This window comes from Sulfuricella sp. (assembly GCF_035531155.1).
Taxonomy (GTDB): Bacteria; Pseudomonadota; Gammaproteobacteria; order Burkholderiales; family Sulfuricellaceae; genus Sulfuricella.
This window is the reverse complement of the sequence record NZ_DATKTK010000004.1, coordinates 1-24,629: the sequence shown is the minus strand read 5'-3', so window position 1 is coordinate 24,629 and position 24,629 is coordinate 1. Positions and strand designations below refer to the sequence as shown.

At 58.9% G+C, this 24,629-nt stretch carries 29 protein-coding genes, 1 tRNA gene and 1 pseudogene; 20 read left to right on the top strand and 11 right to left on the bottom strand.

Annotated features, from left to right (window positions below; genetic code table 11):
- Positions 1-2: 2 nt before the first annotated feature.
- Entirely contained in the window at positions 3-722 is a 720-nt protein-coding gene (gene rph / locus VMV64_RS01210) for a ribonuclease PH (RefSeq protein ID WP_325328119.1), read from the top strand.
- 100 nt (positions 723-822) lie between these two features.
- On the opposite strand, the gene VMV64_RS01205 is transcribed toward rph, so the two are convergent.
- Positions 823-1,341 carry a DUF302 domain-containing protein gene (locus VMV64_RS01205; protein ID WP_325328118.1) on the bottom strand — a complete coding sequence of 173 codons (519 nt, stop codon included), beginning with the start codon at positions 1,339-1,341 and terminating at the stop codon, positions 823-825.
- A 163-nt stretch (positions 1,342-1,504) separates the two neighbouring features.
- Positions 1,505-1,663 (bottom strand): hypothetical protein, encoded by a 159-nt coding sequence (locus VMV64_RS01200; RefSeq protein ID WP_325328117.1) that lies wholly within the window; start codon positions 1,661-1,663, stop codon positions 1,505-1,507.
- 102 nt (positions 1,664-1,765) lie between these two features.
- Between VMV64_RS01200 and VMV64_RS01195 the strand changes: the two genes are divergently transcribed.
- The 9 genes from VMV64_RS01195 to hemW all read left to right on the top strand — a co-directional run bounded on the left by VMV64_RS01195 (position 1,766) and on the right by hemW (position 9,553).
- A complete protein-coding gene (locus VMV64_RS01195) occupies positions 1,766-2,509 on the top strand; it encodes a metallophosphoesterase family protein (RefSeq protein WP_325328116.1) in 744 nt (247 codons plus the stop codon).
- Between the two features lie 8 nt (positions 2,510-2,517).
- Positions 2,518-3,915 (top strand): bifunctional serine/threonine-protein kinase/universal stress protein, encoded by a 1,398-nt coding sequence (locus VMV64_RS01190; RefSeq protein WP_325328115.1) that lies wholly within the window; start codon positions 2,518-2,520, stop codon positions 3,913-3,915.
- Between the two features lie 182 nt (positions 3,916-4,097).
- A complete protein-coding gene (locus VMV64_RS01185) occupies positions 4,098-4,553 on the top strand; it encodes a rhodanese-like domain-containing protein (protein WP_325328114.1) in 456 nt (151 codons plus the stop codon).
- Between the two features lie 96 nt (positions 4,554-4,649).
- Positions 4,650-6,410 (top strand): YeiH family protein, encoded by a 1,761-nt coding sequence (locus VMV64_RS01180; protein WP_325328113.1) that lies wholly within the window; start codon positions 4,650-4,652, stop codon positions 6,408-6,410.
- Positions 6,411-6,424: 14 nt separating this feature from the next.
- Positions 6,425-6,550 (top strand): hypothetical protein, encoded by a 126-nt coding sequence (locus VMV64_RS01175; RefSeq protein ID WP_325328112.1) that lies wholly within the window; start codon positions 6,425-6,427, stop codon positions 6,548-6,550.
- A 65-nt stretch (positions 6,551-6,615) separates the two neighbouring features.
- Positions 6,616-7,086 carry a universal stress protein gene (locus tag VMV64_RS01170; protein ID WP_325328111.1) on the top strand — a complete coding sequence of 157 codons (471 nt, stop codon included), beginning with the start codon at positions 6,616-6,618 and terminating at the stop codon, positions 7,084-7,086.
- Complete coding sequence (locus tag VMV64_RS01165; protein WP_325328110.1) at positions 7,083-7,748, top strand: hypothetical protein; 666 nt, start codon at positions 7,083-7,085, stop codon at positions 7,746-7,748. Before VMV64_RS01170 ends, VMV64_RS01165 begins: the two co-directional genes overlap by 4 nt.
- A 3-nt stretch (positions 7,749-7,751) precedes the next feature.
- Entirely contained in the window at positions 7,752-8,351 is a 600-nt protein-coding gene (rdgB, locus tag VMV64_RS01160; RefSeq protein WP_325328109.1) for an RdgB/HAM1 family non-canonical purine NTP pyrophosphatase, read from the top strand.
- Positions 8,348-9,553, top strand: a complete 1,206-nt coding sequence (gene hemW, locus VMV64_RS01155) for a radical SAM family heme chaperone HemW (RefSeq protein WP_325328108.1) — start codon at positions 8,348-8,350, stop codon at positions 9,551-9,553. The genes rdgB and hemW overlap by 4 nt, the downstream gene beginning before the upstream one ends.
- On the opposite strand, the gene VMV64_RS01150 is transcribed toward hemW, so the two are convergent.
- The 3 genes from VMV64_RS01150 to VMV64_RS01140 form a co-directional block, all read right to left on the bottom strand.
- A complete protein-coding gene (locus VMV64_RS01150; protein ID WP_325328107.1) occupies positions 9,537-11,171 on the bottom strand; it encodes a methyl-accepting chemotaxis protein in 1,635 nt (544 codons plus the stop codon). The two genes, hemW and VMV64_RS01150, sit on opposite strands and share 17 nt — an antisense overlap.
- A gap of 246 nt (positions 11,172-11,417) precedes the next feature.
- Complete coding sequence (gene mtnA / locus VMV64_RS01145) at positions 11,418-12,458, bottom strand: S-methyl-5-thioribose-1-phosphate isomerase (RefSeq protein ID WP_325328106.1); 1,041 nt, start codon at positions 12,456-12,458, stop codon at positions 11,418-11,420.
- A complete protein-coding gene (locus VMV64_RS01140; protein WP_325328105.1) occupies positions 12,455-13,954 on the bottom strand; it encodes a class II aldolase/adducin family protein in 1,500 nt (499 codons plus the stop codon). Before VMV64_RS01140 ends, mtnA begins: the two co-directional genes overlap by 4 nt.
- A 167-nt stretch (positions 13,955-14,121) precedes the next feature.
- On the opposite strand from VMV64_RS01140, the gene VMV64_RS01135 reads away from it, so the two are divergent.
- The 5 genes from VMV64_RS01135 to folE all read left to right on the top strand — a co-directional run bounded on the left by VMV64_RS01135 (position 14,122) and on the right by folE (position 17,587).
- The gene (locus VMV64_RS01135) at positions 14,122-14,760 is read left to right on the top strand and encodes a hypothetical protein (protein WP_325328104.1); all 639 of its coding nucleotides are present in this window, start codon (positions 14,122-14,124) and stop codon (positions 14,758-14,760) included.
- Between the two features lie 27 nt (positions 14,761-14,787).
- On the top strand, positions 14,788-15,960 hold the full coding sequence (locus VMV64_RS01130; RefSeq protein ID WP_325328103.1) for an OmpP1/FadL family transporter: 1,173 nt from the start codon (positions 14,788-14,790) through the stop codon (positions 15,958-15,960).
- Between the two features lie 14 nt (positions 15,961-15,974).
- Positions 15,975-16,181, top strand: a complete 207-nt coding sequence (locus tag VMV64_RS01125; protein ID WP_325328102.1) for a DUF2892 domain-containing protein — start codon at positions 15,975-15,977, stop codon at positions 16,179-16,181.
- A gap of 138 nt (positions 16,182-16,319) precedes the next feature.
- Positions 16,320-16,937, top strand: coding sequence for a TetR/AcrR family transcriptional regulator (locus VMV64_RS01120; protein WP_325328101.1), 618 nt, complete (start codon positions 16,320-16,322; stop codon positions 16,935-16,937).
- Positions 16,938-16,948: 11 nt separating this feature from the next.
- Positions 16,949-17,587, top strand: coding sequence for a GTP cyclohydrolase I FolE (gene folE / locus VMV64_RS01115; RefSeq protein ID WP_325328100.1), 639 nt, complete (start codon positions 16,949-16,951; stop codon positions 17,585-17,587).
- Positions 17,588-17,631: 44 nt separating this feature from the next.
- Here the strand turns inward: folE and VMV64_RS01110 are convergent, their stop codons facing one another.
- Positions 17,632-17,973 (bottom strand): PsiF family protein, encoded by a 342-nt coding sequence (locus VMV64_RS01110; RefSeq protein WP_325328099.1) that lies wholly within the window; start codon positions 17,971-17,973, stop codon positions 17,632-17,634.
- Between the two features lie 181 nt (positions 17,974-18,154).
- On the opposite strand from VMV64_RS01110, the gene VMV64_RS01105 reads away from it, so the two are divergent.
- From VMV64_RS01105 to VMV64_RS01090, 4 genes are read left to right on the top strand one after another with little or no spacing between them, the layout of a single operon-like run.
- The gene (locus tag VMV64_RS01105) at positions 18,155-18,781 is read left to right on the top strand and encodes a TetR/AcrR family transcriptional regulator (RefSeq protein WP_325328098.1); all 627 of its coding nucleotides are present in this window, start codon (positions 18,155-18,157) and stop codon (positions 18,779-18,781) included.
- Positions 18,782-18,841: 60 nt separating this feature from the next.
- Positions 18,842-19,069, top strand: a complete 228-nt coding sequence (locus VMV64_RS01100; protein WP_325328097.1) for a hypothetical protein — start codon at positions 18,842-18,844, stop codon at positions 19,067-19,069.
- A gap of 51 nt (positions 19,070-19,120) precedes the next feature.
- A complete protein-coding gene (locus tag VMV64_RS01095) occupies positions 19,121-19,348 on the top strand; it encodes a sulfurtransferase TusA family protein (RefSeq protein ID WP_325328096.1) in 228 nt (75 codons plus the stop codon).
- Positions 19,349-19,361: 13 nt separating this feature from the next.
- On the top strand, positions 19,362-19,967 hold the full coding sequence (locus tag VMV64_RS01090) for a nitroreductase family protein (protein ID WP_325328095.1): 606 nt from the start codon (positions 19,362-19,364) through the stop codon (positions 19,965-19,967).
- Here the strand turns inward: VMV64_RS01090 and trmB are convergent.
- The 4 genes from trmB to VMV64_RS01070 all read right to left on the bottom strand — a co-directional run bounded on the left by trmB (position 19,964) and on the right by VMV64_RS01070 (position 23,602).
- Entirely contained in the window at positions 19,964-20,632 is a 669-nt protein-coding gene (gene trmB / locus VMV64_RS01085; protein ID WP_325328094.1) for a tRNA (guanosine(46)-N7)-methyltransferase TrmB, read from the bottom strand. The genes VMV64_RS01090 and trmB overlap by 4 nt on opposite strands.
- A 90-nt stretch (positions 20,633-20,722) precedes the next feature.
- Positions 20,723-21,502, bottom strand: a complete 780-nt coding sequence (locus tag VMV64_RS01080; RefSeq protein WP_325328093.1) for a thiazole synthase — start codon at positions 21,500-21,502, stop codon at positions 20,723-20,725.
- Positions 21,503-21,567: 65 nt separating this feature from the next.
- Positions 21,568-21,777 carry a sulfur carrier protein ThiS gene (gene thiS / locus VMV64_RS01075; RefSeq protein ID WP_325328092.1) on the bottom strand — a complete coding sequence of 70 codons (210 nt, stop codon included), beginning with the start codon at positions 21,775-21,777 and terminating at the stop codon, positions 21,568-21,570.
- A 193-nt stretch (positions 21,778-21,970) separates the two neighbouring features.
- Positions 21,971-23,602, bottom strand: a complete 1,632-nt coding sequence (locus tag VMV64_RS01070; protein ID WP_325328091.1) for a methyl-accepting chemotaxis protein — start codon at positions 23,600-23,602, stop codon at positions 21,971-21,973.
- 253 nt (positions 23,603-23,855) lie between these two features.
- On the opposite strand from VMV64_RS01070, the gene VMV64_RS01065 reads away from it, so the two are divergent.
- Positions 23,856-23,929: transfer RNA gene (locus VMV64_RS01065), tRNA-Gly, on the top strand.
- A gap of 342 nt (positions 23,930-24,271) precedes the next feature.
- On the opposite strand, the pseudogene VMV64_RS01060 reads toward VMV64_RS01065, so the two are convergent.
- Positions 24,272-24,629, bottom strand: a pseudogene (locus tag VMV64_RS01060) (MFS transporter); the annotation flags it as partial.

Here is a 24,629-nt window from a genome sequence, read left to right as displayed (position 1 = left end):
CCATGCGGCCCAGCAAACGCAACCCGGACCAGCTCCGCAACATCGTCATTACCCGCAATTACACCAAGCATGCCGAAGGCTCGGTGCTGATCGAGTGCGGCGACACCAAGGTGATCTGCACCGCCAGCATCGACGAAAAAGTGCCGCCGTTCCTGCGCGGCAAGGCCCAGGGCTGGACTACCGCCGAATACGGCATGCTGCCGCGCTCCACCAATACGCGCATCGATCGCGAGGCGGCCAGGGGAAAACAAACCGGGCGCACCCAGGAAATCCAGCGGCTGATCGGGCGCTCCCTGCGAGCGGTGGTGGATTTGAAAGCGCTCGGCGAGCGCACCATCCAGATCGATTGTGACGTGATCCAGGCCGACGGCGGCACTCGTACCGCCAGCATCACCGGCGCTTACGTCGCGCTGCACGATGCCGTTTCCTTCCTGCTGAAAGAAGGCAGGCTCAGTGAGTCGCCGTTGCGCGACTTCATCGCCGCGGTTTCGGTCGGCGTCTATCAGGGTGTACCGGTGCTGGACCTGGACTACGCCGAGGATTCCGATTGCGATACCGATATGAACATCGTCATGACCGGTAGCGGCGGTTTCGTCGAAGTGCAGGGCACGGCGGAAGGCGCGCCGTTCTCGCGTGCTGAAATGGAAGCGATGCTCGACCTCGCGCAAAGCGGTATCGCCCAGTTGGTCGCCAAACAGAAGGCGGCGCTGGGTTTGGCATAAAAGCATTAACTGCCAGCCCCCTTTATCTTTATGCCCTCGTGGTCCGACGACACGTTGGGGAGCGAAGCATTCCCGCCCTTTTGAAGGTGTGGCCGTGTGTTTACTGCGCCACCGCCTCCTTGATGGCCGTAACGATTCTGTCCTCGACCTTCTTGCCCACCTCCTTCGCTTTGGGGTGCGTATCCTGCGCCATAAGATAGGTCGGGCGAGTCATTTGAATGGTGATCTGGTCGGGCTTCGCCTTCATGTTGTAGACCACCGCCTTGAACGGACACAGAACCGCCCAATCCATGTTGATGTTGTAGACCTCGTGGTTGAAGACCAGCGAGCAGAAATGCACGGCGGTCACATTCTGGAAGCCGATGGTGTTCCATTTGCTTTCGCCCCAGATCTTCTTGTTGTTCTCCAGCCCCTTGGACAGGTTCTCTTCGCCGGTGATCTGGAACTGGTGGGCCTCGAGCCCCGATTTCAGCTGCGTGAGCACGGTGTTGAAATCGCCCTTCACCTGGTACTTCCATAGAGCCGGATTTTCAGCGGAAAAGCTGGGCGCCGAAAGGCTGACGAAGCCGATGAGAGCGGATGTCAGAAGCGCGGATTTGAGCATGGTATTGGCTTTCATTGCAGTCTCCTTGGTGGGTAGGAACAAATGCGCGAGCCGAGAGGCGCGTGTGGGACACAGGGAAATGTACTCGCATTCTTACATGTTGAAAATGGCGTGGGGCCGACTTCATTACGATCCGGAGTAATAGCCAAAAAGAGTCAGCCTGGCCATATCCTCTCCCTCAAGCTGCGTTCAAATTGAACCCGAGCTGTTCTTCCAGGTCGTACTGAATCCCGTGCGCCGCGCCCTGCCCCTTGGCGATACACCGCTTGCGCGCCCGCACGCCCTCGGCCCGGCGCGGGTTGGCGGCGTCGGCGCGAAGTTTAGCGATGATTTTCATCCATTCCGTAAGCGGCTTGTACGGCAACCGACTGGGCGGCGCACCCATGTCATTGCGCCCGGCGATGCCAAGACTGATAATTGCCCATCATGCAGAGGCATTATGAAAATCGCCGTCTTTACCGATATCCACAGCAATCTTGAGGCCCTGGCCGCCTGTCTCGCCCATGCCCGCTCGCAGGGGGCGGAGCAATACGCCATTCTCGGCGATCTGGTGGGTTACGGCGCCGACCCTTGCGCCTGCCTGGAAGTGATTGCGGAGCTGGCGCGAAATGGCGCCTGGGTGGTGCGGGGCAATCATGACGAGGCAGCGCTTGGGGGGCTATGCGAAAACATGGCGTTTGCCGCGCGTGACGCGATCTATTGGACCAGGGAACAGCTGACACCGCAGCAACGCGATTTTCTGCGGGCATTGCCACTGGTGGCGCGAAACGGCAATGCCTTCTACGTCCATGCCAGCGCCGAAACCCCGGAGCGCTGGCGGTACGTGACCGGCGTCGTGGAAGCAGCGCGCTGCATGGAGGCTTCCGGCCTGCCGCTGACCTTTGGCGGCCATGTGCATCATCAGTCCTTGTACTACACTACCGGAAGCGGCAAGGCCCAGGCTTTCACCCCGGTTCCCGGCGCGGCGATTCCGCTGACGCCGCGCCGCCGGTGGCTGGCTATCGCGGGTTCGGTGGGGCAGCCGCGCGACGGCAATCCCGCTGCCGCTTACGCGCTTCACGACCAGCAACGCAATACGATCACTTTTTTCCGGGTGCCCTACGACTATTCGAGCGCCGCCCGCAAAATCCGCGCCGCCGGCTTGCCGGAACGTCTGGCGCAAAGGCTGGAGACTGGACATTGATGCAGGACTTGACTAATTTGCACGCGGGCAGTGAGGTCGACGGCTTTCGCGTAAGGGAGAAAGTCTACGACGGCGGGATGGCGGTGCTTTACCGCGTGGAGCGGGAGGGTGGCGAATTCCCCATGCTGATGAAAGTGCCCCGGCTCGAATTCGGCAGCCATCCCGGTTGTTACGTCGGCTTCGAGGTCGAGCAGATGATCCTGGAAGTGCTGACCGGCCCCCATGTTCCGCGCTGGGTCGCCAAGGGAAGCCTGGAAGATGCGCCTTACCTGGTGATGGAGTATATCGAGGGTGAGTCGCTGCACACTTGCCTTACCCGCGCGCCGCTGCCGGCCGATGAGGCGGCGCGTCTGGGCGCGGCGCTGGCGACTGCGGTGCATGATCTGCACCGGCAGGAGGTGATCCACCTCGACCTCAAGCCCGCCAACGTGCTTTACCGGCCGCAAGGCGAGGCGGTGCTGATTGATTTCGGGCTGGCGCGGCACGGCCATTTTCCTGATCTGGTGGAGGAGGAATTCCACAAGCCGGTGGGCACCTCTGCCTATATCTCACCGGAGCAGGTGATAGGCAGCCGTTGCGATCCCCGCAGCGACCTGTTTGCCATCGGGGTGATACTTTATCAACTCTGCACCGGGCGGCTGCCTTTCGGCGAGCCTGCCAGCCTGAGCGGATTCCGCCGCCGGCTTTACCTGGAACCGCCGCCGCCGCGCCAACTGGTGCCGGATTTGCCGGCATGGATGCAGGAAATCATCCTGCATTGCCTGGAAGTCGACGCGGACCAGCGCTACAACACGGCGGCCCAGATCGCTTTCGACCTGACTCATCCCTACCACGTACCCCTCACCGAGCGCGCCGGGCGTCTCAAGCGCGCCGGGCTGCCCACTGCCCTCCGCCGCTGGTGGCAGTCCTTGTGGCTGAAGCCGGCGGTGTGCGCCGCGCCCACTTCTCATCTGGCCCAAGCGCCGCAGATTCTGGTGGCGCTCGATCCCGGATATGCCCAGGATGCATTGCTGCAGGCCATGCAGATAGCGGTGCGCCGGGTGGTCGCTGCGGAGCCTCATTGCCGTGTGGTGTGCGTGACGGTGCTGGAGCCTGACCTCTCCACCCAGCAGGAGTCGGGGCAAGAGCTTGCCAACAGTCAATACACCCAGCGGCTGGTGGAGATGCGCCACTGGGCCGCGCCCCTCCAGCTTCCCTTGGACAGGGTGCGTTTCCACGTACTGGAGGGCGCTCACGCCGCCTCTGCACTGGTGGAGTATGCGCGCCAGAATCAGGTGGATCAGATCATCCTGGGGGCGCGCGGCAGTTCAGCCCTGCGCAGGGTGCTTGGCAGCGTATCCACTCGGGTAGTGGCGGAGGCCCCCTGCACGGTCACCGTGGTGCGGCCGCCGCGCAGCCCGGTATAGCGGATAGATAAATCCTGTTTGATTTCAATAAAATTGGTACTAACCCACCTACTTTAGTAGGTAGTAGTTTTAGACTATTGACGTAAAAAATAGTTGGCCTATATTTAGCATTCAGGCTCCGGATCGCAATAACGATAAAAAATTCGGTGCCCATAATAATTCTTACAAAGGAGACACACACCATGAAACTGATGCAAAAATTTTCCCTTTATCTTGGTCTTTGTTTGTTCGCAGCCGGCGCTTTGGCGGCAGCTCCCGGCGAAACTCCTGAAACTGCGCCAGCCGGCGTGAAACTGGTGGACGCAAAGGCGGTGCAGGACCTCCAGGCGAAGGGCGCGACCATCGTCGATACGCGCAAGGCCGCGGAGTATGGCGAAGGCAGCATCAAGGGCGCGATCTCGGTGCCCTACGATCCGGAGAAAAGCGCCAAGGACGCCAACTTCGACGCCAGCCAGGACAAGTTCGACATGAGCAAGCTGGCGGATAAAAACGCCAATATCGTCGTATTCTGCAACTCCGGCTCCTGCTGGAAATCCTACAAGGCCGCGGTCGTGCTGGCCAAAAACGGGTACAAGAACGTCAACTGGTACCGCAATGGCTATCCGGACTGGAAAGCGCGCAAGCTCCCCATCGAATAACCCCCTCGCCTGAAACCGAAAATAGCGGCTCCCGCAGGGAGCCACTATTTATTGAAGAAAATCGGTCAAATTATCTCTATCGGGAGGGGAACTCAAATGGTCTACACAATGAAGTCGCCCGCCCTGCTCATTATCGGCATGCTCATGCTGATCTGGGGCGGGCTCAACAATTCGGGCGCTGTTGACGGCATGCAGTCCTATCTGCAAAAGAGTGCCTACAGCGACCACATGAAAGTCAAGGAAAAGTTCGATGCGGAATCGCGCGTGGCCACGGAAATGGCCGCCGCTGAAGGTAAGCCCGCGCCGGAGATGAAAATGCCGGCTTCCAAGTTCGACCACGAGAAGCAGAACCAGGCGAGGTTGTCGTTTGTTTTCGGTGGCGCTTTTGTCCTGATCGGCCTGTTCTCGCTGGCCTGGAAACCCAAGCAAGGCAACCTCGACTACTATGTTTCGGTGGTGCCGGGCATTGCCTTCATTCTGCTCATCGCCTTTATTGTGAGATGGGGGCTGGATCCGGTCTTCGCCAACTGGGGCAAGGCGGTTAAAGATGCGGGCGTACTGACCTGGGACTTCGCCAAGATCTTCAACCTGAACTACGTGGTGCTGGGTATCGTGATCGGCATGGTCGTCGTCAACGTGTTCAAGATTCCAGCGTGGGCCGCCAACGGCGTGCGTACCGCGCGCTTCTTCCTCAAGACCGGCGTGATTCTGCTCGGTACCCTTTACAGCGCGGCCGAACTAGCGCAACTGGGCGGGCTTTCCGTAATCATGATCGGCATCTTCGTGCTGGGTTCGGTAGGCATCGTGCTCTTCATGGGCAAGCGCATGGGGACGCCTAATTCCATGACGGCGGTACTGTCTGCTGGCATGGGCGTATGCGGGGTGTCGGCTACAGTGGCGGCTTCTCCCGTGGTTCAGGCCAAGGCCGAGGAGATCGCCTACACCATTGGCACCATCCTGATCTGGGGCGTGGGCTGCATGTTCCTGTTCCCCACCGTCGGACATATTCTCGGCATGGGTCCGGTGCAATTCGGCGCCTGGGCCGGCACCGGCATCCTGAATTCGGCGCAGGTCGCGGGCGCAGCCTTGGCGTTCGATCCGCATGGCATCGAAACGCTCAAGGTGGCGGAGATTTTCAACATCACCCGCGTGCTGTTCCTGCCTATCATCGTGCTCTGGCTGGCTGCCTGGTATGTCAAGCACGAAGAAGGTGCGGAGAAGGTCAATCTTGCCCAGGTGGTAATCGCCAAGTTCCCGGTCTTCGTGTTGGGCTTCATCGCCATGTTTGTCCTGAGTTCAGCCGGCACCTTTGCTCCTGCCGGACACTACCAGGGCAAGTACTTCAGCAGCGCGGAAGTCAAGGAAGACAAGTTGCTCAAGGGCAAGGAAACGCGCGCGATTGAGGGTGAGCTGGCGCGCCTGCGCGCGGCGGAGGGAGCGCAATCCCTGAACAAGTACCTTGCGGACAATAACTTCACCCTCGGACAGCGCAAAGTGACGGCCGACGATGCCTACAAGGCCATGGATGAACTGATCGCCAACAAGAAGCTGATGACCCGCGAGCAGGATACTATCCTCAAGGCGGTAGCCAAAATGGGGGGCCTGGATGCGGTAGCCAAGGGCGCTATCGAGAAAGCGAGCAAGGCAGCCACGCACGATTCCAAGACTATCAAGGCATACCGCGACTGGATTGCCTGGCTGTTCGCTTTCGGTCTCATCGGCCTGGGCATGCAGATTACCGGCAAGGCGCTCAAGCAGGCTGGTGGTGCTCCACTGATCATCGGCGGCGTAGTGGGCACGTTGAAGGCCGTCGGCTCCCTGATCGTGGTGTTGATGTTCGTTAAAGAGTTCGTTTAACCAGGAGATAAACCATGTCAGCTCCAAAATTTGTACGCGGTACCAGTCTGTCGATTTTTATCAGTGACCGGCGGGAAGACTTCAGCGCGCTGATCTTCGCATTCGCTATTGCATTCAGCGTCATGCTCATCGTCGGTTAAGGCAAATCAACCCAGCGCGGGGGCTCTGTGAAAACGGGGTCTCCGCGCATTTTTTTTGGTACTCCATGTTAAATTCAAAAACATTATTGCTGGCGCATCACGGGACGGCAGGGGCCTTGCTGGCCGAGGCGCTGGCATTGGATGTTGCCGTCCCCGGCCAAACGCTGATCGTGCATCTGCTGGTCGTGCCCGACTTTTGGGCGGGCATGCAGGGGGACGACTGGCTGAACAACGCTTCGACTCGGGACACTTTCGGCAGCTATGTGGAAGGGATTTTGGAAAAGGATGTCGCGCAACAGTTGCGCGCACTTGAGGGACGCTGCGCGGAACGCGGGATTGCCTACAAATCCATCATGCGCTATGGCGACCCGGCGGAGTGTCTGGTGGAAACGGCAGCGCAGGAAGGCGCTTCGATGGTGGTGATCGGCCCGCCTCGCCCCAAGGGAACACCTGGTTACCGTTCGCGCATGGATCTGGAGAAGCTGGCGCGCGGGTTGCAGGTGCCTCTGTTGGTGGCGGCGCGCGCTGCATCATGAGCGAAAGCGTGGCCTTGGCCGGAAATTCAATCTCGGTTGCTGCAAGCGATGAAGACGCCGCATGGGTCAGCGTGGATTTGCCGCTGCCGCCCGGAGAACTGTACGTCTCTCTCCAGAATCTTGAACGCCTGTTCCGGCTCAATCCTTATCTTGAAATCGAATCCTGGCAGGAGGAAAACCCGGGGCAGCTTTACCTGGGCAAACAGGTCCGCATCGAGTCGGTGAATGAAATGAATGGCTTGCGGCAGAACGCGCTCCTGACCGTGACCGGACTGCAGCCGGGGGCATCGTTCACCCTCGGCTACGCTGGCGGGCTGAAGCAGGCTACCGTTGTTTCAGTGCAGGCGCTTGCGCCATCCTCCTCCCGGATGGTGGTGAAGGACTGTTATCCGGCGGAGATCGACGCGGCCGAGCGGGAAGCGCGTGCAAGCGAAGTGGACAAGAGCCTGGTGCCGTGGGGCGCAGCTATCCGCCGCTATTTTCTGCGCCGTGCACGATGGGGGTGGCTGCCTTTCTACAGATGGTTTCAGGATCGATTCTGGCTTAAAATGCCACCACGCCAGCGACGCATCGCCCGCTTGATCATCTGGACTACAGCGCTGGAATTTGTCGTGTTTCTGTTCATCTTTATCATTTACTGGCTGGAGCTGGGCCGCACCTAAATCATGAAAAAACTCGTCATCGCCTCCAACAACCCCGGCAAGCTGCGCGAAATCGGCGCCATTCTCGCTCCACTGGATTTCGAGGTTTTTCCTCAATCCGCCTTCAACATTCCCGAAGCGGAAGAGCCTTATTGCACCTTTATCGAGAACTGCCTGACCAAGGCGCGTCACGCCTCGGCGCACTCCGGCCTGCCCGCGCTGGCGGATGATTCAGGGATCTGCGTCGATGCCCTCAACGGTGCGCCCGGCGTGTATTCCGCCCGCTTTGCCGGTGAGCCGAAATCGGATGAGCGCAACAACCAGAAGCTGATCGAGTCGCTGCAGGGACACACCAACCGCAAGGCCCACTATTACTGCGTGATCGTGCTGGTGCGCTGGCCGGAAGACCCACAGCCGATCATCGCCGAGGGCGCGATGTACGGCGAGATCATCGATTTGCCGCGCGGTTCGGGCGGTTTTGGTTACGATCCTTATTTCCTCATTCCCGAGCTTGGTAAGACCGGCGCGGAAATTCCGCTGGAGCAGAAGAACAAGATCAGCCACCGCGGCAAGGCGCTGGCCGAACTGGTGGAAAAACTTAAAAGCGTGAGGGGTGAAGGGTGAGAGGTGAGGGGGAGAAAACCACCCCACGCCTTGCCCCTCATGCCTCACCCCTCACCGCCCCGCCCCCGCTTTCCCTCTACATCCACCTGCCATGGTGCGTCAGGAAATGCCCCTACTGCGACTTCAGCTCCTTCGAGTCGCGCGAGGGGATGCCTGAGCAGGAATACGTTGCGGCGCTGATCAAGGATCTGGAAGCTGCGCTGCCGCTGGTATGGGGGCGCAAGGTGGTGAGCATCTTCATGGGGGGCGGCACGCCCAGCCTGTTTTCGGCACGGGCTATCGATACGCTGCTGACCCAGGTGCGCACCCTGCTGCCGGCCGAAGCCCACGCCGAAATCACCCTGGAGGCCAATCCCGGCACGGCCGAAGCGCAGAAGTTCGCCGATTTCCGCACTGCCGGGGTGAATCGTCTGTCACTCGGCATTCAGAGCTTCAACCCGCGCCACCTGCAGGCGCTCGGACGCGTCCACGATGACCGCGAGGCACGGTTCGCAGTGGAGCTGGCACTGCGCAATTTCGACAACATCAATCTCGACCTGATGTACGCCCTGCCGGAGCAGACCATGGAGGAGGCGCTGGCCGACATCCGCGAGGCGGTGTCTTTCGGGCCGCAGCATATCTCGGCCTATCACCTCACTTTGGAACCCAATACGGTGTTCTACAATAAGCCGCCGCAGCTGCCCGACGATGACACCTCGGCGGCGATGCAGGAGGCGATCGAGGCTGAACTGGCCGGGGCCGGCTACGAACATTACGAGACTTCCGCATTTGCCAAAAAGAATCGACGCTGCCTGCACAACCTCAACTACTGGCAGTTTGGCGACTATCTGGGTATTGGCGCGGCGGCGCATGGCAAGCTCACGCTGCACGACCGCGTCCTACGCCAGGTGCGCTGCCGTCAGCCGAAAACCTACATGGAGCGGGCTCTGGAGGGCAATCCGGTGGAGCAGGAGCATACGGTGGCAGTGGCAGAACTGCCCTTCGAATTCATGATGAACGCCCTACGCCTGACCGAGGGCTTCCCGGTCAGCCTGTTCTCTGCCCGCACCGGACTGTCGCTGACCGCTGCCCAGCCCATGCTTGAAGAGGCGCAGCGGCGCGGCCTGATCGAACGCGATGCCCTGCACATCCGTCCGACCGCGCTGGGTCAGCGCTTTCTCAACGAACTACTGCAACTTTTCCTGCTCAGCCTGCCAGCCTGAACTGCCCCACCAGCTTTTGCAGCTCGGCGGCGGTTCGCGCCATGTTTTCGGCTTCTTTCCCGACCCGGTGTATGCTGATGGCGTTTTCTTCGGTGAGGCTGGAGATGGTTTCCATGTTGCCGGCGGTTTCCTCGCTGGCGATGGACTGTTCGCGAGTGGCGGATGCGATCTGGTTCGCCAGGCTGGTGACATGCACCGCGGCATCGGCAATCTGGTTAAGGGTATTGCTGGTTGAGCTGCTGTAGCTGGCGCCCGCTTCCACGTCACGCCTGACTTCTTCCATCGCGCGCACCGAGGATTCCGCCTTGCTGCGGATCGCATCCACTGTGTTGCTGATGTCGGCGGTGCTCAACGTGGTGCGTTCCGCCAGTTTCCTGACCTCGTCGGCAACCACCGCGAAGCCTCTTCCCTGTTCGCCGGCGCGGGCGGCCTCGATGGCCGCGTTGAGCGCGAGCAGGTTGGTCTGGCCGGCAATATCCTTGATGACCTTGGTGATTTCGCTGATCTTGCCGATGGATTCGCTCAGCTCCATGATGACGGCACTTGAAGAGTCCACGGTTTCCACGGTCTTGCGCGTGGCGTCTATGCTCTTTGCCATGAGTTCGCGGCCTTCCTGGGCGATCGACTCGGTTTGGGTGGAAGCATTGGCCACATTGTGCGAACCATTCGATATCTCGGTGACAGAAACGCTCATCTGCTCCATGGCGGCGCTGGTCTGCATCACCCGGTCTGCCTGCATGTCGGCGCGCTTGGACACCTCTCCCGTTTCCTTCGAAAGGTGGACTGAGGATGCCGCCAGATTATCTGCAGCCAGCTTGACCCCGCCAATCATCTCCTGCAGCTTTTTCACGGTCTGGTTGAGTGAATCCGCCATCGCGCCCAGTTCGTCCTGCTGGGCAATGTGGGCCTTTGCGCTCAGGTCGCCGCGGGAAACAGCCGAAAGCGCCTGGTTGAGGTTAAGTATGTTGCGGTTGATGACCTGGACCAGCCTGAGGGTGAAGGCGAGCAGCACGACCACGCTGACACTCATCACGATCAGGGCAGTTGCGGTCAGCCTTTTCCCAAGCGCGCCGCTTTTTTCATAAGTCTGTTTGACCGCGCCTTCCAGCGTGGGAATCAGCTGAGCCATCGGTTTGATCAGGTTGCGGTTGATCTGCGGCCAGTCTTCCTGCAGAGGCGGGAGGAGCGCCTCCTTGTCGTTCAGGGCGTAGATCCCGTCCAGTTTCCCGAAAAAGGAATCGATTGATGCAATCTGCTTGTCGATTTTCTCAACCTGTTCCTGCTGACCCTTATCCAGTTTGATATGGACAAGCTTGCCCTTGAACTCGGCCCATAGCTGGGGAACCCTGCTTCTCGCTTCCTTGAGCTGGTCGTGTGAGCCTTTTATCGACACTTGGTCGAGCGGAACGGCCACCATCCTGAAACGCACTTCCTTGAATACGCTGTCCAGCTCCTGCAGTATGGACAGGGGTTGCACATTGTTTTCGTACACGTCCGCGAGAGCTGTCGATCCCTGGCGGATAGAGTAAACGTTCATGCCAGCCAGAATGAATATGATCACTACGGCCAATAGCGTGCTGCTAAACAATTTTGTCTTGATGCTCAGGTTGCTTAGCATGATGAATTTCCTAATGTAGTCAGCGGGTTGGTTGATGCTTGCCAGGGTATATCACACTTATGAAAGGATGTGTCCCTGTTTGCCGGAGCGGGGCTTGTTCTTCTAATAAAACGCGATCTTGAGTAGCTCGATTGTACTATCAAATTTCTGAGTATGACGGCATGGCGGTTTGTTAAATATTGTGTTGTGGCAGGCAGCCTGAAGACTGTCCAAAACTGGCCATATTCACAGGGGCCGGGATGGATGTTAAACCACGAACAGCGCCACGATCTTTTCCCGGTTGGGCTGTCTCACCACGCCCTTCTCGGTGATCAGCGCCGTGACCAGTTCGGCCGGGGTAACATCGAAAGCCGGGTTGCGCACCTTTACCCCTTGCGCCGCCCACTGGCAATCGCGGAAGCCTGTCACCTCCTCCTGAGCCCGTTCCTCGATCGGGATTTCTGCGCCCGATGCAATATTCAAATCGATGGTGGAGAGCGGGCAGGCGACGTAGAACGGGATATGGTGGCGCCGTGCCAGCACCGCCACCATGTAGGTGCCGATCTTGTTGGCCACGTCGCCGTTGGCCGCCACACGGTCGGTGCCGACGATGACTGCATCGACCTCGCCGTGGGCCATCAGGTGGCCGGCCATGTTGTCGGTGATCAGGGTCACCGGGATATTCTCTTGCACCATTTCCCACGCGGTGAGGCGTGCCCCTTGCAGGAATGGGCGGGTTTCGTCGGCGATGACCGAGATCTTTTTGCCCGCCTCAACTGCCGAGCGGATCACGCCCAGTGCCGTGCCCCATCCTGCCGTGGCCAAGGCTCCGGCGTTGCAGTGGGTGAGCACGCGCGCGCCATCGGCGAGCAGGGCTGCACCGGCTGCGCCCATGGTGCGATTGATACGGATGTCTTCGGCATGGACTTCATGGGCTTCTTTCAATAAGCGATCAGCCACGACCGCCGGTGCGGCTGCGCCCATGCCCTGCCAGACTTGGCGCATGCGTTGCAGCGCCCAGAACAGGTTGACCGCCGTGGGGCGGCTCTGTGCCAGGCTGGCAAAACCTTTTTCCATTCCGTTGCGGAACACTTCCGGGGCGGTTTCCTTTAGCCGCAATGCTTCCAGCGCCACGCCGTAGGCGGCGGCACAGCCGATCGCCGGGGCCCCCCGCACCACCATGGCGCGGATGCCGTGGGCGACGCTGGCGGCGGAATCGTAGGAGAGATACTCGAAGCGCGCCGGCAACACGCGCTGGTCGATCATTTCCAGGCGGTTGTCGCGCCAGCGCAGGGTTTCGATATTCATGCGGTTTTCCTTACGGGTGAAAGCTCAAGCAGCGGCTCACAGGCTGCTGCCAATGTCGGGTTGTCGGCGATGAGCAGGTCGATGCCGCCGAAGCGGCGTACCGACTGCTCCAGCGCGGCTTTTGTTTCGGTCGGGTTGCCCGGGCTGCAGCACAGGCCGAGATATTCCGGTTGGGGGTGGAGTGCTTTGACGGCCGGATCGTTATCCAGCCCGATCACCGCGGCGCCCTTTGCGAGCAGTTCCTCCACCTTGGCCCGGTTGGAGAGCGCTAGGTCTACCAGCGCGACTTGGCCGGCCAGGTCGTACTGGCTGCGAATGGTCTGCTCGAACCCGCCATATTCGATCTCGGCGGCGAGCACGTCACTTGGTGGCAGGGAAGCATAAGCCTCCAGCGCTTCGGCGCGCGACTGGATTTTCATGCTGTGGCGGTAAATCTCGGCGGCCGCGTCGGCGTAGAAGGCCGTGATGCCGGCAGAAATCAGCCCCCACTCCGGGTCGAGCACTATGCGAGGTGCGGGGTCGGGCAGGCGCTCTGCCTGATTGGGGGTATTTTCCGCCAGATAGCGGCGGTAGGCTGCGGTGAAGGCGGCGACGTCGCGCCCCAGCATCGGCACGCGTTTGGTTAACACTGCGTGCTGCGGAGTGGCCGGGCCGCGTCGGGAGAGCGATTCCAGGTCGGGGCGGCGGGCGAAAGCCAGGCTCATCAGGTCGGATGAAAGCGTCATCACCAGGGGGAAGCCAGCGGCGTGCGAGATGTCGCGGCGCAGGGCGGCGAGCGTCAGCATCTCCTGACTGCTGGCTGCCTGTGCGGAAGGAAAGCGCAGTGGAATGTCCCAGGCGCCGCAGCTTTTCAGATAGTTCTCGGCGCGAGTGACCAGGGCGATCATGCGCTCGTAGGATACACGGGCGCTATCGCCGAAGGCAAAGATGCCGTGATGCATCAGCACCATGCCGATGGTACTGGCGGTGGCTTCGCGGCTGAAGGCATCGTGGCAGGCTTTCGCCAGTTCGAAGCCGGAATGACGGTAGGGCACGATCACCACGGTATCGCCGAAGGCGGCTCGAATATGACGTTCGCCGTGGCCGGTGTTCGCCACTGAGAGTACCGCGTCGGCATGGGTGTGCTCCACCCACTTGAAGGGCAATATGGCGTGGAGGAGGGTTTCTATCGAGGGGCGCGGTGCCTGCGGGTCGGTCAGGGCGGTGCGGAATTGAGCGCCCATTTCCGCGTTGCTCATGACATCGCGTTGGATCAGCGGTTGCACCGCCGCCAGCCGCACCGGGGCAAAATCCTTTTCCGTGGCTTGGGCGAGGTCGGCGCCAGAACCCTTGATGTAAAGGATGTCCTCACCATTTTCCTGCAATTTGACCGAAGTGTTGCCGCCGCCATACATCACCAGCGCCTTTTCGCCGCCGAGCAGGCGCGAGGTGTAAGCGCGCAGGGCGAGCTCGCTTTGGAAGTGTGCGGCTTCCTCGTTATTCCACAGACTTTTCATTGGGTGCGCAGGGTAGTGAAGGCTTCCGCAGCATCTTAAACAAAATTATTGCATTCGTAAAAAATACCAGTTTATAATCTGCCGAACATATGATCGCATGATCATGTGAGGATCGGTCAATCCAAGGCCGGCAGTTGGTAAACCCGATTAATCGACAGGAGATACAAATGCGACACAACAAATTGAAAGCCGGAATCATGCTGCTGGCCTTTGCCGCGGCATCTTTACCCGCAATGGCCGAGCAGGCGGCGGGCAACGGAATGTCGCCGGAGATGCAAGCGCAGATGGCCAAGATGTCACCGGAAATGAAGCAACAAATCATGAGCTATACGCCGGAACTGAGGCAGAAGGTGATGGGTCTTTCCCCCGACATACGGGCCACCATGAATAAGGTGCACGCCCAGCATACCCGCAAGAGCAACCAGCTGACCCTGCGCCAGGTGATGCAGGAAATCCTGTCGGACTATCAGGGCATCGCCGCCGCACTGGCGGTCGACAACGCCGAACAGGCGGTCGACAGCGCGCGCCGGCTTGCCAATCACCGCATTCCGAAAGGCGGCTTGCTGCCTTATTTCCCGCTGGACAAGATGAACAGCACGGACATGGCGGTGTTGCCAGTGATGAACGATGCGGTCGAGGGCAGCGCACTCAGGCTGGCCGAGGCGGCTGAAAAGGGCGACATGGCCACGGCGGCGACGCACATGAGCGACATCATGAGCGGTTGCGTGGCCTGCCATCAAAAATTTCGCGGCATACCTGGGGTGAGTCCGCAACTGATGACCCCGGTTGCCGTGAAAGGGAAGTAAACATCATAAAAATTTGGAGGAGAGGACATGATGAATAACAAATATATTGCAGCAGGCGCCATGGGCGCGACATTGTTAGGGTTTGGCCAGGCCGCGCTGGCCACCAATGGCGACCAGTTGTTTGGAGTAACGGCAATTCAGAGGAGCATGGCCGGCGCGGTGGTGGCAGCGCCGCCTGATTCGGCGACAGTGATGACCAACCCCGCTGGATTGGCGGAACTGGGCATGAAGGAAGTGCGATTCGATTTGGGATTCGGGGTTCTGAATCCGACGCGCACGGTCAATAGCAGTGAAAGCGATTCGAACTATTACCTGATCCCTGCCGGTGCAGTGGGGTTCAACGTCGACGACAGACTATACCTCGGCATGGGAATGGGCGGGCTGTCCGGGATGGGGGTGGATTTCTCCGATGTCGCACCTGCTGCCGGCAACCAGGCATTTGTGACCACCAAGCAGTTCTACAAGATCGCACCGGGCTTCGGCTACAAGGTCAGTGACAAGCTTTCCGTCGGCGCTGCGCTCAACATCGACTACCAGAGCCTGGCGATGCACAATGGACTGATCGGAGCGGCGGGTCTTTCATTGCCCCAAAACCAAGTCTATGGCTACGGCATGACAGCCGGCCTGATCTACCATGTGAACGACAAAGTCCAGATTGGCGCATCCTGGGTCAGCAAGCAAAACATGGGCGAGTTCAAGTGGAACACGAACTCGGGGGAATACCGCATGACCATGGATGGCCCGCAGCAATTCGTCCTTGGCGCGGCTTTCAAGCCGACACCAGGATTGTTGATCGAAGCTGACATCAAACGCATCCAGTTCAGCGAGGTGCTGGGATCGGTTCCGCTGATCCATGCCGCTGGCACCCCGGGACCGGCAAGTCTGGATTTCGGCTGGGATGATCAGACTGTTTACATGATTGGCGTGCAGAAGGAAATCGATCCAAAAACCACGCTCCGCTTTGGATTCAACTACGGTAAATCACCTATCGGGCCGGAGGATGTGAAGTCGAATATCGGCTCCCTGGCTGTCACCGAGAAGCATTTTACACTCGGCCTGACCCGACAGATAAGCCAGAAGGTGTCCGGCACTCTGTCTTACGTCCGCGCTTTCCACAACGAAGTAACCTCGACAGATGGCACAACCAAGATCGGGCTTGAGCAGAACGTCGCCAATGTGCAGATCAGCTATGCATTTTAAGAAAGGGAACAAACATGACCGTTGATAAAATAGTACATTTGATGGCCGGCAGCATGGTATTACTCAGTGTGGCATTGAGCCATTTCCACAATCCCGCCTGGGTTTGGCTGACTGTGTTCGTGGGCGCCAATCTGGCACAAAGCGGCCTGACCAATTTTTGCCCGCTCTCCTTCATGCTGAAAAAAGCGGGCGTACCTGAAGGTGATTGCTGCACCAAATAACATGCCTGCTTGAGTGTGTTTTTTTACGGCCTTCGGGCCGCTTTTTTTGATATTGTGTGATCAGCCTGAAATCGAAGCGAATAAAGGGGATTAATGGCTATAATTACGGAAAATGGAACCCAAAAACCACAGCCACTGATGGCTGAGCCAAAACGCAAGCGCAAATCTGCCGAAGCCCGGCGCAACGACATCGTCGAGGCGGCGATGGAGATCATCCGCCATGAAGGCGTGGCGAAACTGACCACGCGCGCGCTTTCCAAGGCGGTGGGAATCGCTCAGCCGACGTTGTTCCTGCATTTCGGCGACAAGAGCCACGTGCTGGTGGCGCTGGTGGATGCCGTCCAGAACCGGCTGCAGCAGGGTATAGGCCAGCTCGGGCTGGACAGGCTGACACCGATCGACCGCTTGCGCGCGGTGATTCGTTTTCACCTCAACTTCATCCAGAGCCAGCCGGGCATCCCGCGCCTGCTTTTTTCCGAAGAGCTGCAGTCGGGCGACCCGGTGTTCCGCGAGCGCATGAACCAACTGGTGATGACCTTCCTGCAATTCCTCTCCGGCCAGATCAAGGCGGCGCAGGCGGCGGGAGAAATTCGCACCGATATCAATCCGGAGCAAAGCGCCTGTCTGCTGATTTCCTCCGTGCAGGGGCTGGCTTTCCGCTGGATACTTTCCAATGACCGTTTCGTGCTTTCAGAACAGGCCGACGCAGTCATCAACACCCTGCTGGAAGGCTGGATACCGCGTCAGAAAAATTAAGAGGGCACACCATGGCTGACTGTTGCGATCACGATCATCCCGCGCCGACTCCAGGCAGTTTGGGCATTCCGCGCGTCGGCAAGTTCGATGCTGCCGCCTTCGAGCAGGCGGTGACCGACTTGCTGCGTGCCTGCGGCGTCTCGCCGGACAGCACACACACCGGCAGGACCGCACAGCGCGTGCGCGAACTATGGGAAAAGCGTCTGCTCGGCGGCTACGACATGGATCCCGCCGATGTCTTGGGCGAAGGCTTTGCCGATCCACGCGAGGACATGGTGGTGATACGCGGTATCGCGGTGCACGGCGTCTGCCCGCACCACCTCGTGCCGTTTCGCGGCATCGCCCACGTTGCCTACATCCCCGGCGGCCGGCTCCACGGCTTCGGCCGTATCGCGCGGCTGGTGGATGCGATCGGCCACCGCTTCACCTACCAGGAGTGGATGACGCGCGATGTCGCAGAAGCGCTGGTCACGCACGGCAAGGCCAAGGGCGCCGCCTGCGTGATCGAGGCGGAGCAGCTTTGCCTGCTGCTGGGCGAGGACCGGCGCGGCGACGAGCGGGTCTATACCCAGGCCTTTGCCGGTTGCTTCAAGGATAACGATTTGTTTCGCCAGGAATTCCTGCGCGCCATCAGCGGCCGCATGCCATAAAAAAACCCGCCGCGGCGGGTTTCTCAACAGGTAAGCCGGGTGGCTTACTTCATGTTTTCCGGGCCTTTGGCCTTGAGGCAAGCACTCATGAACTTCTTGCGCTCATCGCCTTTCAGGCTTTTCTCGCCGGCAGCCTTGTTGCAGGTGGCCATGGGCGTCAGCTTTCCTTTCGGCGCGGAGGCTTCTTTTGCAGGCTCGGGCGCTTTGCCCTTCAGGCATTCGCTCATGAATTTCTTGCGCTCGTCGCCTTTCAGCGCCTTCTCGCCGGCTTCCTTATTGCACGCGCCCATCTTGCTCTGCTGCGCGGTCGGCGCTTTTTCATCAGCGGCGAAGGTGGGGGAAGCGAAACCGACAGCCAGGCACAGTGAGATCAACAGTTTTTTCATGGCGACTCCTTTGGGTGGGTTGGAATGGCGGCCGCCATTTCTGGGCGGCGCCTCCAGATTATAGCGCGAGCCTTTTAATTCGGTAAGTTTTCCAAGCTAGGAGAATGCCGAATGGGAGCGTCAAAGAGATTTTGCAGAAAAGCTCTTGACACAGACATACCGGTTGGTATGTAATTGCCAAATGCAAACAAAACAACCCGACCTTACCCGAGACAAACTATTGCAATCGGCCTTTTGCGAGATTCACCGTCAAGGTTTTCAGGCCGCGAGCATCGCCAATATCCTGCAGGATACGGGCCTGACCAAGGGAGCGCTGTACCATCACTTCCCTACCAAGCATGCCTTGGGTCTGGCGGTGATCGAGGAGGTTATCAAGGAGCAGTTGGAAGGCTTGATCTTCAAGCCGCTACGTGAAAGCGAACGGCCCATTGAAATGCTGCTGGAGATTATTGCCACCATTGACAAGAAAGTGCCGTCGGATTTCGTCATGCTGGGTTGTCCGCTCAATAATCTGATGCAGGAGATGAGTCCTCTGGACGAGCTGTTTCAGAAGCGGCTCGGAGGGGTGCTGGGGGTGTGGCAGAAAACGGTTGAAGGCGCCCTCAAGCGTGGGCAGAAGCAGGGCGAGATTCGGGCGGAGGTGGATTACAAGGCGGCGGCGCTGTTTATCGTTTCAGCCTGGGAGGGGTGCATCGGCGTGGCGAAAAGCATGCAATCCCCCAAGACGTTTGGAATCTGCATGAAGCAGTTGCATGGTTACGTGCAGGGGCTGATGCCGGTCAAGGCAGAAAAGGGCCGGAAGAAGTAAGTGTGGCGTTTTTTTAAACCAGTAACATACCGGATGGTCGGTATCTTAAAGGAGATTGCCATGAATTTATGCGATGTATTGGTGCATATCGATGAAGAGCTTAGCGTGGAGCAAAGAAATGCGCTGGAGGAAGATATGCGGGCGCTTCCCGGCGTTGTTGCGCCACGCTTTAACCCCGGTCGGGACCATCTGATGCTGGTCGCATTCGATGCCGACAAAGTGACTCACGCCTCGCTTCTGGGAAGAGTGCGGACGCATGGTTACAAGGCGCAGCTGGTCGGCGCGTGACTCTTCTGTATACCTCAAGATGAAGACTGATTTTCCTTAAGGAGAAATGCCATGAGCATCGACAAAGAACTGGATGCGCGCGGTTTGAACTGCCCCCTGCCGATTTTACGTACCAAGAAGGCTTTGGCTGAGATCGGGGCGGGGCAGATATTAAAAATCACTGCAACAGACTCCGGCGCTGTAAAAGACATGCGGGCCTTCGCCAAGCAGACCGGAAACGAGCTGCTTTCTGCCGCCGAAGCGGGCGGCGAATTCGTGTTTTTAATGCGTAAACATTAATACAGGAGGCATCATGAATGTTGCAGAAGCGATTGAGTCGCGCCGTTCGGTCAAGTCATACGACCCCAACCAGCGCATGAGTGAGACGGAGATCGAGAAGCTGACGTCGCTCGCCCTGCTTTCCCCCACCGCCTTCAATATTCAGAACTGGCGCTTCGTGCTGGTGAGCGACCCGGTGTTGCGCAAGGAAATAAGGCAGGCTGCGTGGGACCAGGCGCAGGTCACTGATGCCTCGTTGCTGGTCGTGCTGTGCGCAGACCTCAAGGCGTGGGATAAGGAGCCGGGGCGGTATTGGAGGAACGCGCCGCAGCCGGTGCAGGATTTTATCGTGCCCGCCATCGGCCAATATTATGCCGGCAGAGAGCAGGTGCAGCGCGACGAGGCCATGCGCTCGTGCGGGATCGCGGCCATGTCGTTGATGCTGGCGGCGAAGGAAATGGGTTACGACTCCTGCCCGATGGATGGCTTCGACTTCGACGCGGTGGGCAAGCTCATCAACTTGCCGCAGGATTATGTACTCACCATGTTTGTTGCGATCGGCAAGGGAATCAATGAGCCGTGGCCGCGCGGCGGACAATTGCCGTTGGGCGAGGTGGTGGTACAGAACCGGTTCGGCTAGATTTCCCTGAACACGATGTCCCACACCCCGTGGCCGAGTTTAATGCCGCGCTGCTCGAATTTGGTGAGCGGGCGATAGTCCGGCTTGGGAGCGTAATCGGCGGCGGTGTTGGCAAGTCCGGGTTCGGCGGCAAGCACGGCGAGGATGTGCTCGGCGTATTCCTGCCAGTCGGTGGCGGCGTGGAGATAACCGCCGGGCTTGAGTTTTTCACACAGCAGCGCGACCAGTTCCGGCTGGATCAGGCGGCGCTTGTGGTGTTTTTTCTTGTGCCAGGGGTCGGGGAAGAAAATGTGCACGCCGTCGAGGCTGGCCGGGTCGATCATGTGCTTGAGCACTTCCACCGCGTCGTGCTGGATGACGCGCAGATTGGTCAGGCCCAGGGCTTCGATCTGGTTGAGCAGGCTGCCGACGCCGGGGCCGTGAACCTCGATGCCGAGATAGTCGTTCTGGGGATGGGCGGCAGCGATGGCCGCAGTGGAATCCCCCATGCCGAAGCCGATTTCGAGGATCTTCGGCGCGCTGCGGCCAAAGGCGGCGTCAAGATCGAGCCGCGATTCCTGATAGGGGATGCCCCAGCGCGGCAGCAGGGTTTCCAGCGCCCGCGTCTGGGCATTGGACATGCGCCCTTGGCGCAGGACGAAGCTTCTGATTGGGCGGTGGTTCATAAAGTCTTTGCCACGGATTAACACAGATTTACACGGATAAAATCGGGGCAATCCGTGAACATCTGTGTTAATCCGTGGCTAAAAAAGGTTTCAGGAAATCATGCCGGAGGTGGGCGAACTCGGGCTGGCGGAATAGAGCTTCTTCGGCATGCGACCGGCGAGGAAGGCTTCGCGCCCGGCCTGTACCGCTTTTTTCATGGCCGAGGCCATCAGCACCGGGTTGCCGGCGCCGGCGATGGCGGTATTCATCAGCACGCCGTCGCAGCCCAGTTCCATGGCGATGGCGGCATCCGATGCCGTTCCCACGCCTGCATCGACGATCACCGGCACCTTGGCGTTGTCGATGATGATCTGCAGGTTCCAGGGGTTGAGGATGCCCATGCCGGAGCCGATCAGCGAGGCCAGCGGCATCACCGCGACGCAGCCGATTTCTTCCAGCTGCCTGGCGATGATCGGATCGTCGGAGGTGTAGACCATCACCTTGAAGCCGTCCTTGACCAGGACTTCCGCCGCCTTGAGGGTTTCCATCATGTTCGGGTAGAGCGTCTTCGGGTCGCCCAGCACTTCGAGCTTGACCAGGTCGTGGCCGTCCAGCAGTTCGCGCGCCAGGCGCAGGGTGCGGATGGCGTCGTCAGCGCTGTAGCAGCCGGCGGTGTTGGGCAGGTAGGTGTATTTCGAGGGCGGCAGCGCATCGAGCAGGCTCGGCTCGCCGGCGGTCTGGCCGATGTTGGTGCGGCGGATCGCCACCGTCACGATCTGCGCGCCGCTTTCCTCGACGGCGCGGCGGGTTTCGTCGAAATCCTTGTACTTGCCGGTGCCGATCAGCAGCCGGGAGGCGTAGGATTTGCCTGCGATAATGAGTTCGTCCATGTCTTAACCTGTAAGGGGTGAAGGGTAAGGGGTAACGGGTTTTCCGCCTTACCGCCTCACGAATATTAGCCGCCGCCTACGGCGACGACGATTTCCAGTTTGTCCCCGTCAGCAAGCACTGTTTCTGGAAACTGGCTGCGTGGCACGATCTCGCCATTGCGCTCGACTGCAACGCGTTTGCCGATCAGGTACAGATGTTCCAGTAATTGAACGAGGCTGGGAGATTGATCGAAAACAAGAGGGGCGCCATTGACCGAAAGTTGAATCACTTGCATTAATTTCCAAGGTTGACTATGCGCTGAATTTTATCATGTTGCAGCGGTTCAATGATAGGCCGCACCAAGCCTAGGGAAACGCTGATTAAATCCGTTCGCCCTGAGCTCGTCGAAGGGTGTTCCATGTAAATCATAATGTTATAAAGGGCTTCGACAAGCTCAGCCCGAACGGAGCGAATAAATCAGCGCTTCCCTAGACTTTGAAACGGCCAATAGTGTTCTGCATGGAGGTGGCCAAATGTTCCAGATGCTGGGCGGCTTTCGCGGTTTCCTGCACTGCGGCGCTATTTTCCTCGCTCATCTGGGCGATTTTTTCCACGTTCTTGGCGATGTCATTGCTGGCCACGCTTTGCTCTTTAAGCGAGTTGGAGATATCGCCTACGACTTGAACCACCCGTGCCGCCTCGGTTTTGATCTGGGTAATCGAACCGGCAGCTTCGTTCGCCAGCGTCACCCCGTTACTTACCCGTGCGACGCCGCTTTCCATGCTGGCAAAAGCACTGTGAGTGCCCCCCTGGATTTTTTCTATCATCACGGCGATTTCCTGGGTGGACTTGCTTGTCCGTTCCGCCAGCTTGCGCACCTCGTCTGCGACCACCGCGAAGCCCCGGCCTTGCTCGCCCGCGCGGGCCGCTTCGATCGCGGCGTTGAGGGCGAGCAGATTGGTCTGGTCGGCGATTTCCTTGATGACGTTGACGATGGAGGAAATTTCTCCCGATTGCTGTTCCAGCGCTGCGATGATTTGAGAGGATTCCTTGACGGAATCTGAAATCTGCGACATTTCCGTTGCCGCATTCTGGATCACGCCAGCCCCTTGTTCCGACAATTCGCCGGAGCGCTTGGAGAGGGTTCGTGCTTCATCGGCGTTTTCGGAAACCTGGTCGATGCTGACTGTCATTTCTTCGACTGCTGCAGCCATGGAAGAGGCAGCTTCGGACTGCTGGCGCGAGCTTTCCGCGACCTGGCTGGAGGCGGCGGCGAGCTCCGTGGCGGTGCTGGATACCTGGTCGGCGTCGGCAAGAATTCCGGCGACCATCTCCTTCAGCCTGGTCTGCATTTGCTTCATCGCAGCCAGCATGCTTCCGCTGTCGTTCGGCTTGGTGACCACTGTCATGGCAAGGTTGCCGGCGGCAATGCTGCGGGCAATTTCTGCAGCATAAGCCGGCTCGCCGCCGAGGTCACGGGTGAGCGAGCGAATAATCAGGAAACCGGCGATCGCCACCGCGATCACCAGCGCGGAAGCAGCGATGGTAATGAGCAGGAAGGTGCGTTGATAAAGCGTTTGTGCTTCGGCGGCGGCATTATCAATCTGCTCGACTTGATATGCGCTGAGTTCGTTCAAGGCTTGCGTGTATTTGGCAAGCACCGGTCGGATCTCATTGTTGAGGATGTCCGTAGCCTCGTTTTTCTTTCCGGCTTGATTGGCTCCCAGCACTTTTTGCACTAGCAGGCGATAGGGTTCCTTTTGTTCCTTGACGGTGGTTAATAGTTGCTTGTCTTTTTCCGAGGTGACGGTTTTTTCCAGCTTGCCGATGGTTTCGACTACTATTTTGCGTGATTTGGCCATGGAATCCATTTCCCTGGAAATGTCCTCCTCCTTGTCCATCAGCAGGATGTTGCGCACGGAAAGCATATTCTGGTTGACATTGTCCGTGACGGTTTTTGCCAGCAGGATTTTGGGTACCCTGTCGTAGGCCAGCTTGTCTATGCTGTTCTTCAGCTCGTCGATTTTCCATAATGCGATGCCGGAACCGATGACGAGGCCGAAACCCAGAAGGGAAAAAATTGCGCCGAGGCGCACGGCAACGGTCATATTCTTGAACATATCGATAACTCCGGGATATTAGAGAGGATTTGCGCACATTGGACGCCGCAATCAAATCGCCCTGTGACGGGGATTTGAGTTGAAATAATGTTATCACGCATCATATTGCATACTGAATACTGTGTATCATGTATTGCTTTTTCCCTTGATTTGTTTTAGGTCAAATGCATGAGGCGAATTGGATCGGTTTGCGCGCAGGCATTTCGAACAATGTTGCCAACATGTCGTCCCACCCCCTACAATGGCGAACCGTGCGGGTGTAGTTCAATGGCAGAACGGCAGCTTCCCAAGCTGCATACGAGGGTTCGATCCCCTTCACCCGCTCCAAATCGTTTTTGCGCGCGAAACACTGTGTCGCATGCTCGCTCTCTCGTGTGCGTAGCGGTCGTAGCTTCAGTTACGGGTACCGCTCGGCCTACCCCTTGCGGGTGTGCCTATCTGTCTGATATGTCTGCGTCGTTCACTGATAAAACTACTGATATGACTACTAGCCATCTGACTAACCCAGCAAAAGACGCTGGGCAAGTCATTGGTTATAGCCATTCGACTAAGCCCGCAGGCGGGCAAGTCGCTGGTTATGCGCGGCTCCTTGCGCTGCCCGCGCCAAATGCTTCGCATCGCCGTGTCCGGCCTACCATCGCGCAAAAATGATTTGGGGATAATCCCTGCTTATTTCAGCGCAACATCGGGCACGGTAACGTGCTGGTCGTGCATCACGATGCGCGAGACGAACAGGATTGCCAGCACATTCCCTGCTATCGCAACAACCCCCACCAGACCATAGTCAACGATCTGCCCCGCATCGTTTTGCGTGATGATGAATCCGGCCAGCGTGGTGGCCAGACCCATGGCGAGCGACTGCACCGTGGCATTCAGCGACATGAAAGTGCCGCGCAATTTTGGCTGCGCCGCCGACGTGATGATGGCCATCGCCGGGATCATGCGTCCCGAGACCAGCACGAAAAACGCCGTGGTGCAGACCAGCCACAGCCACAGCGGTGCGGCGCCGATATGGGTCACCACCAGC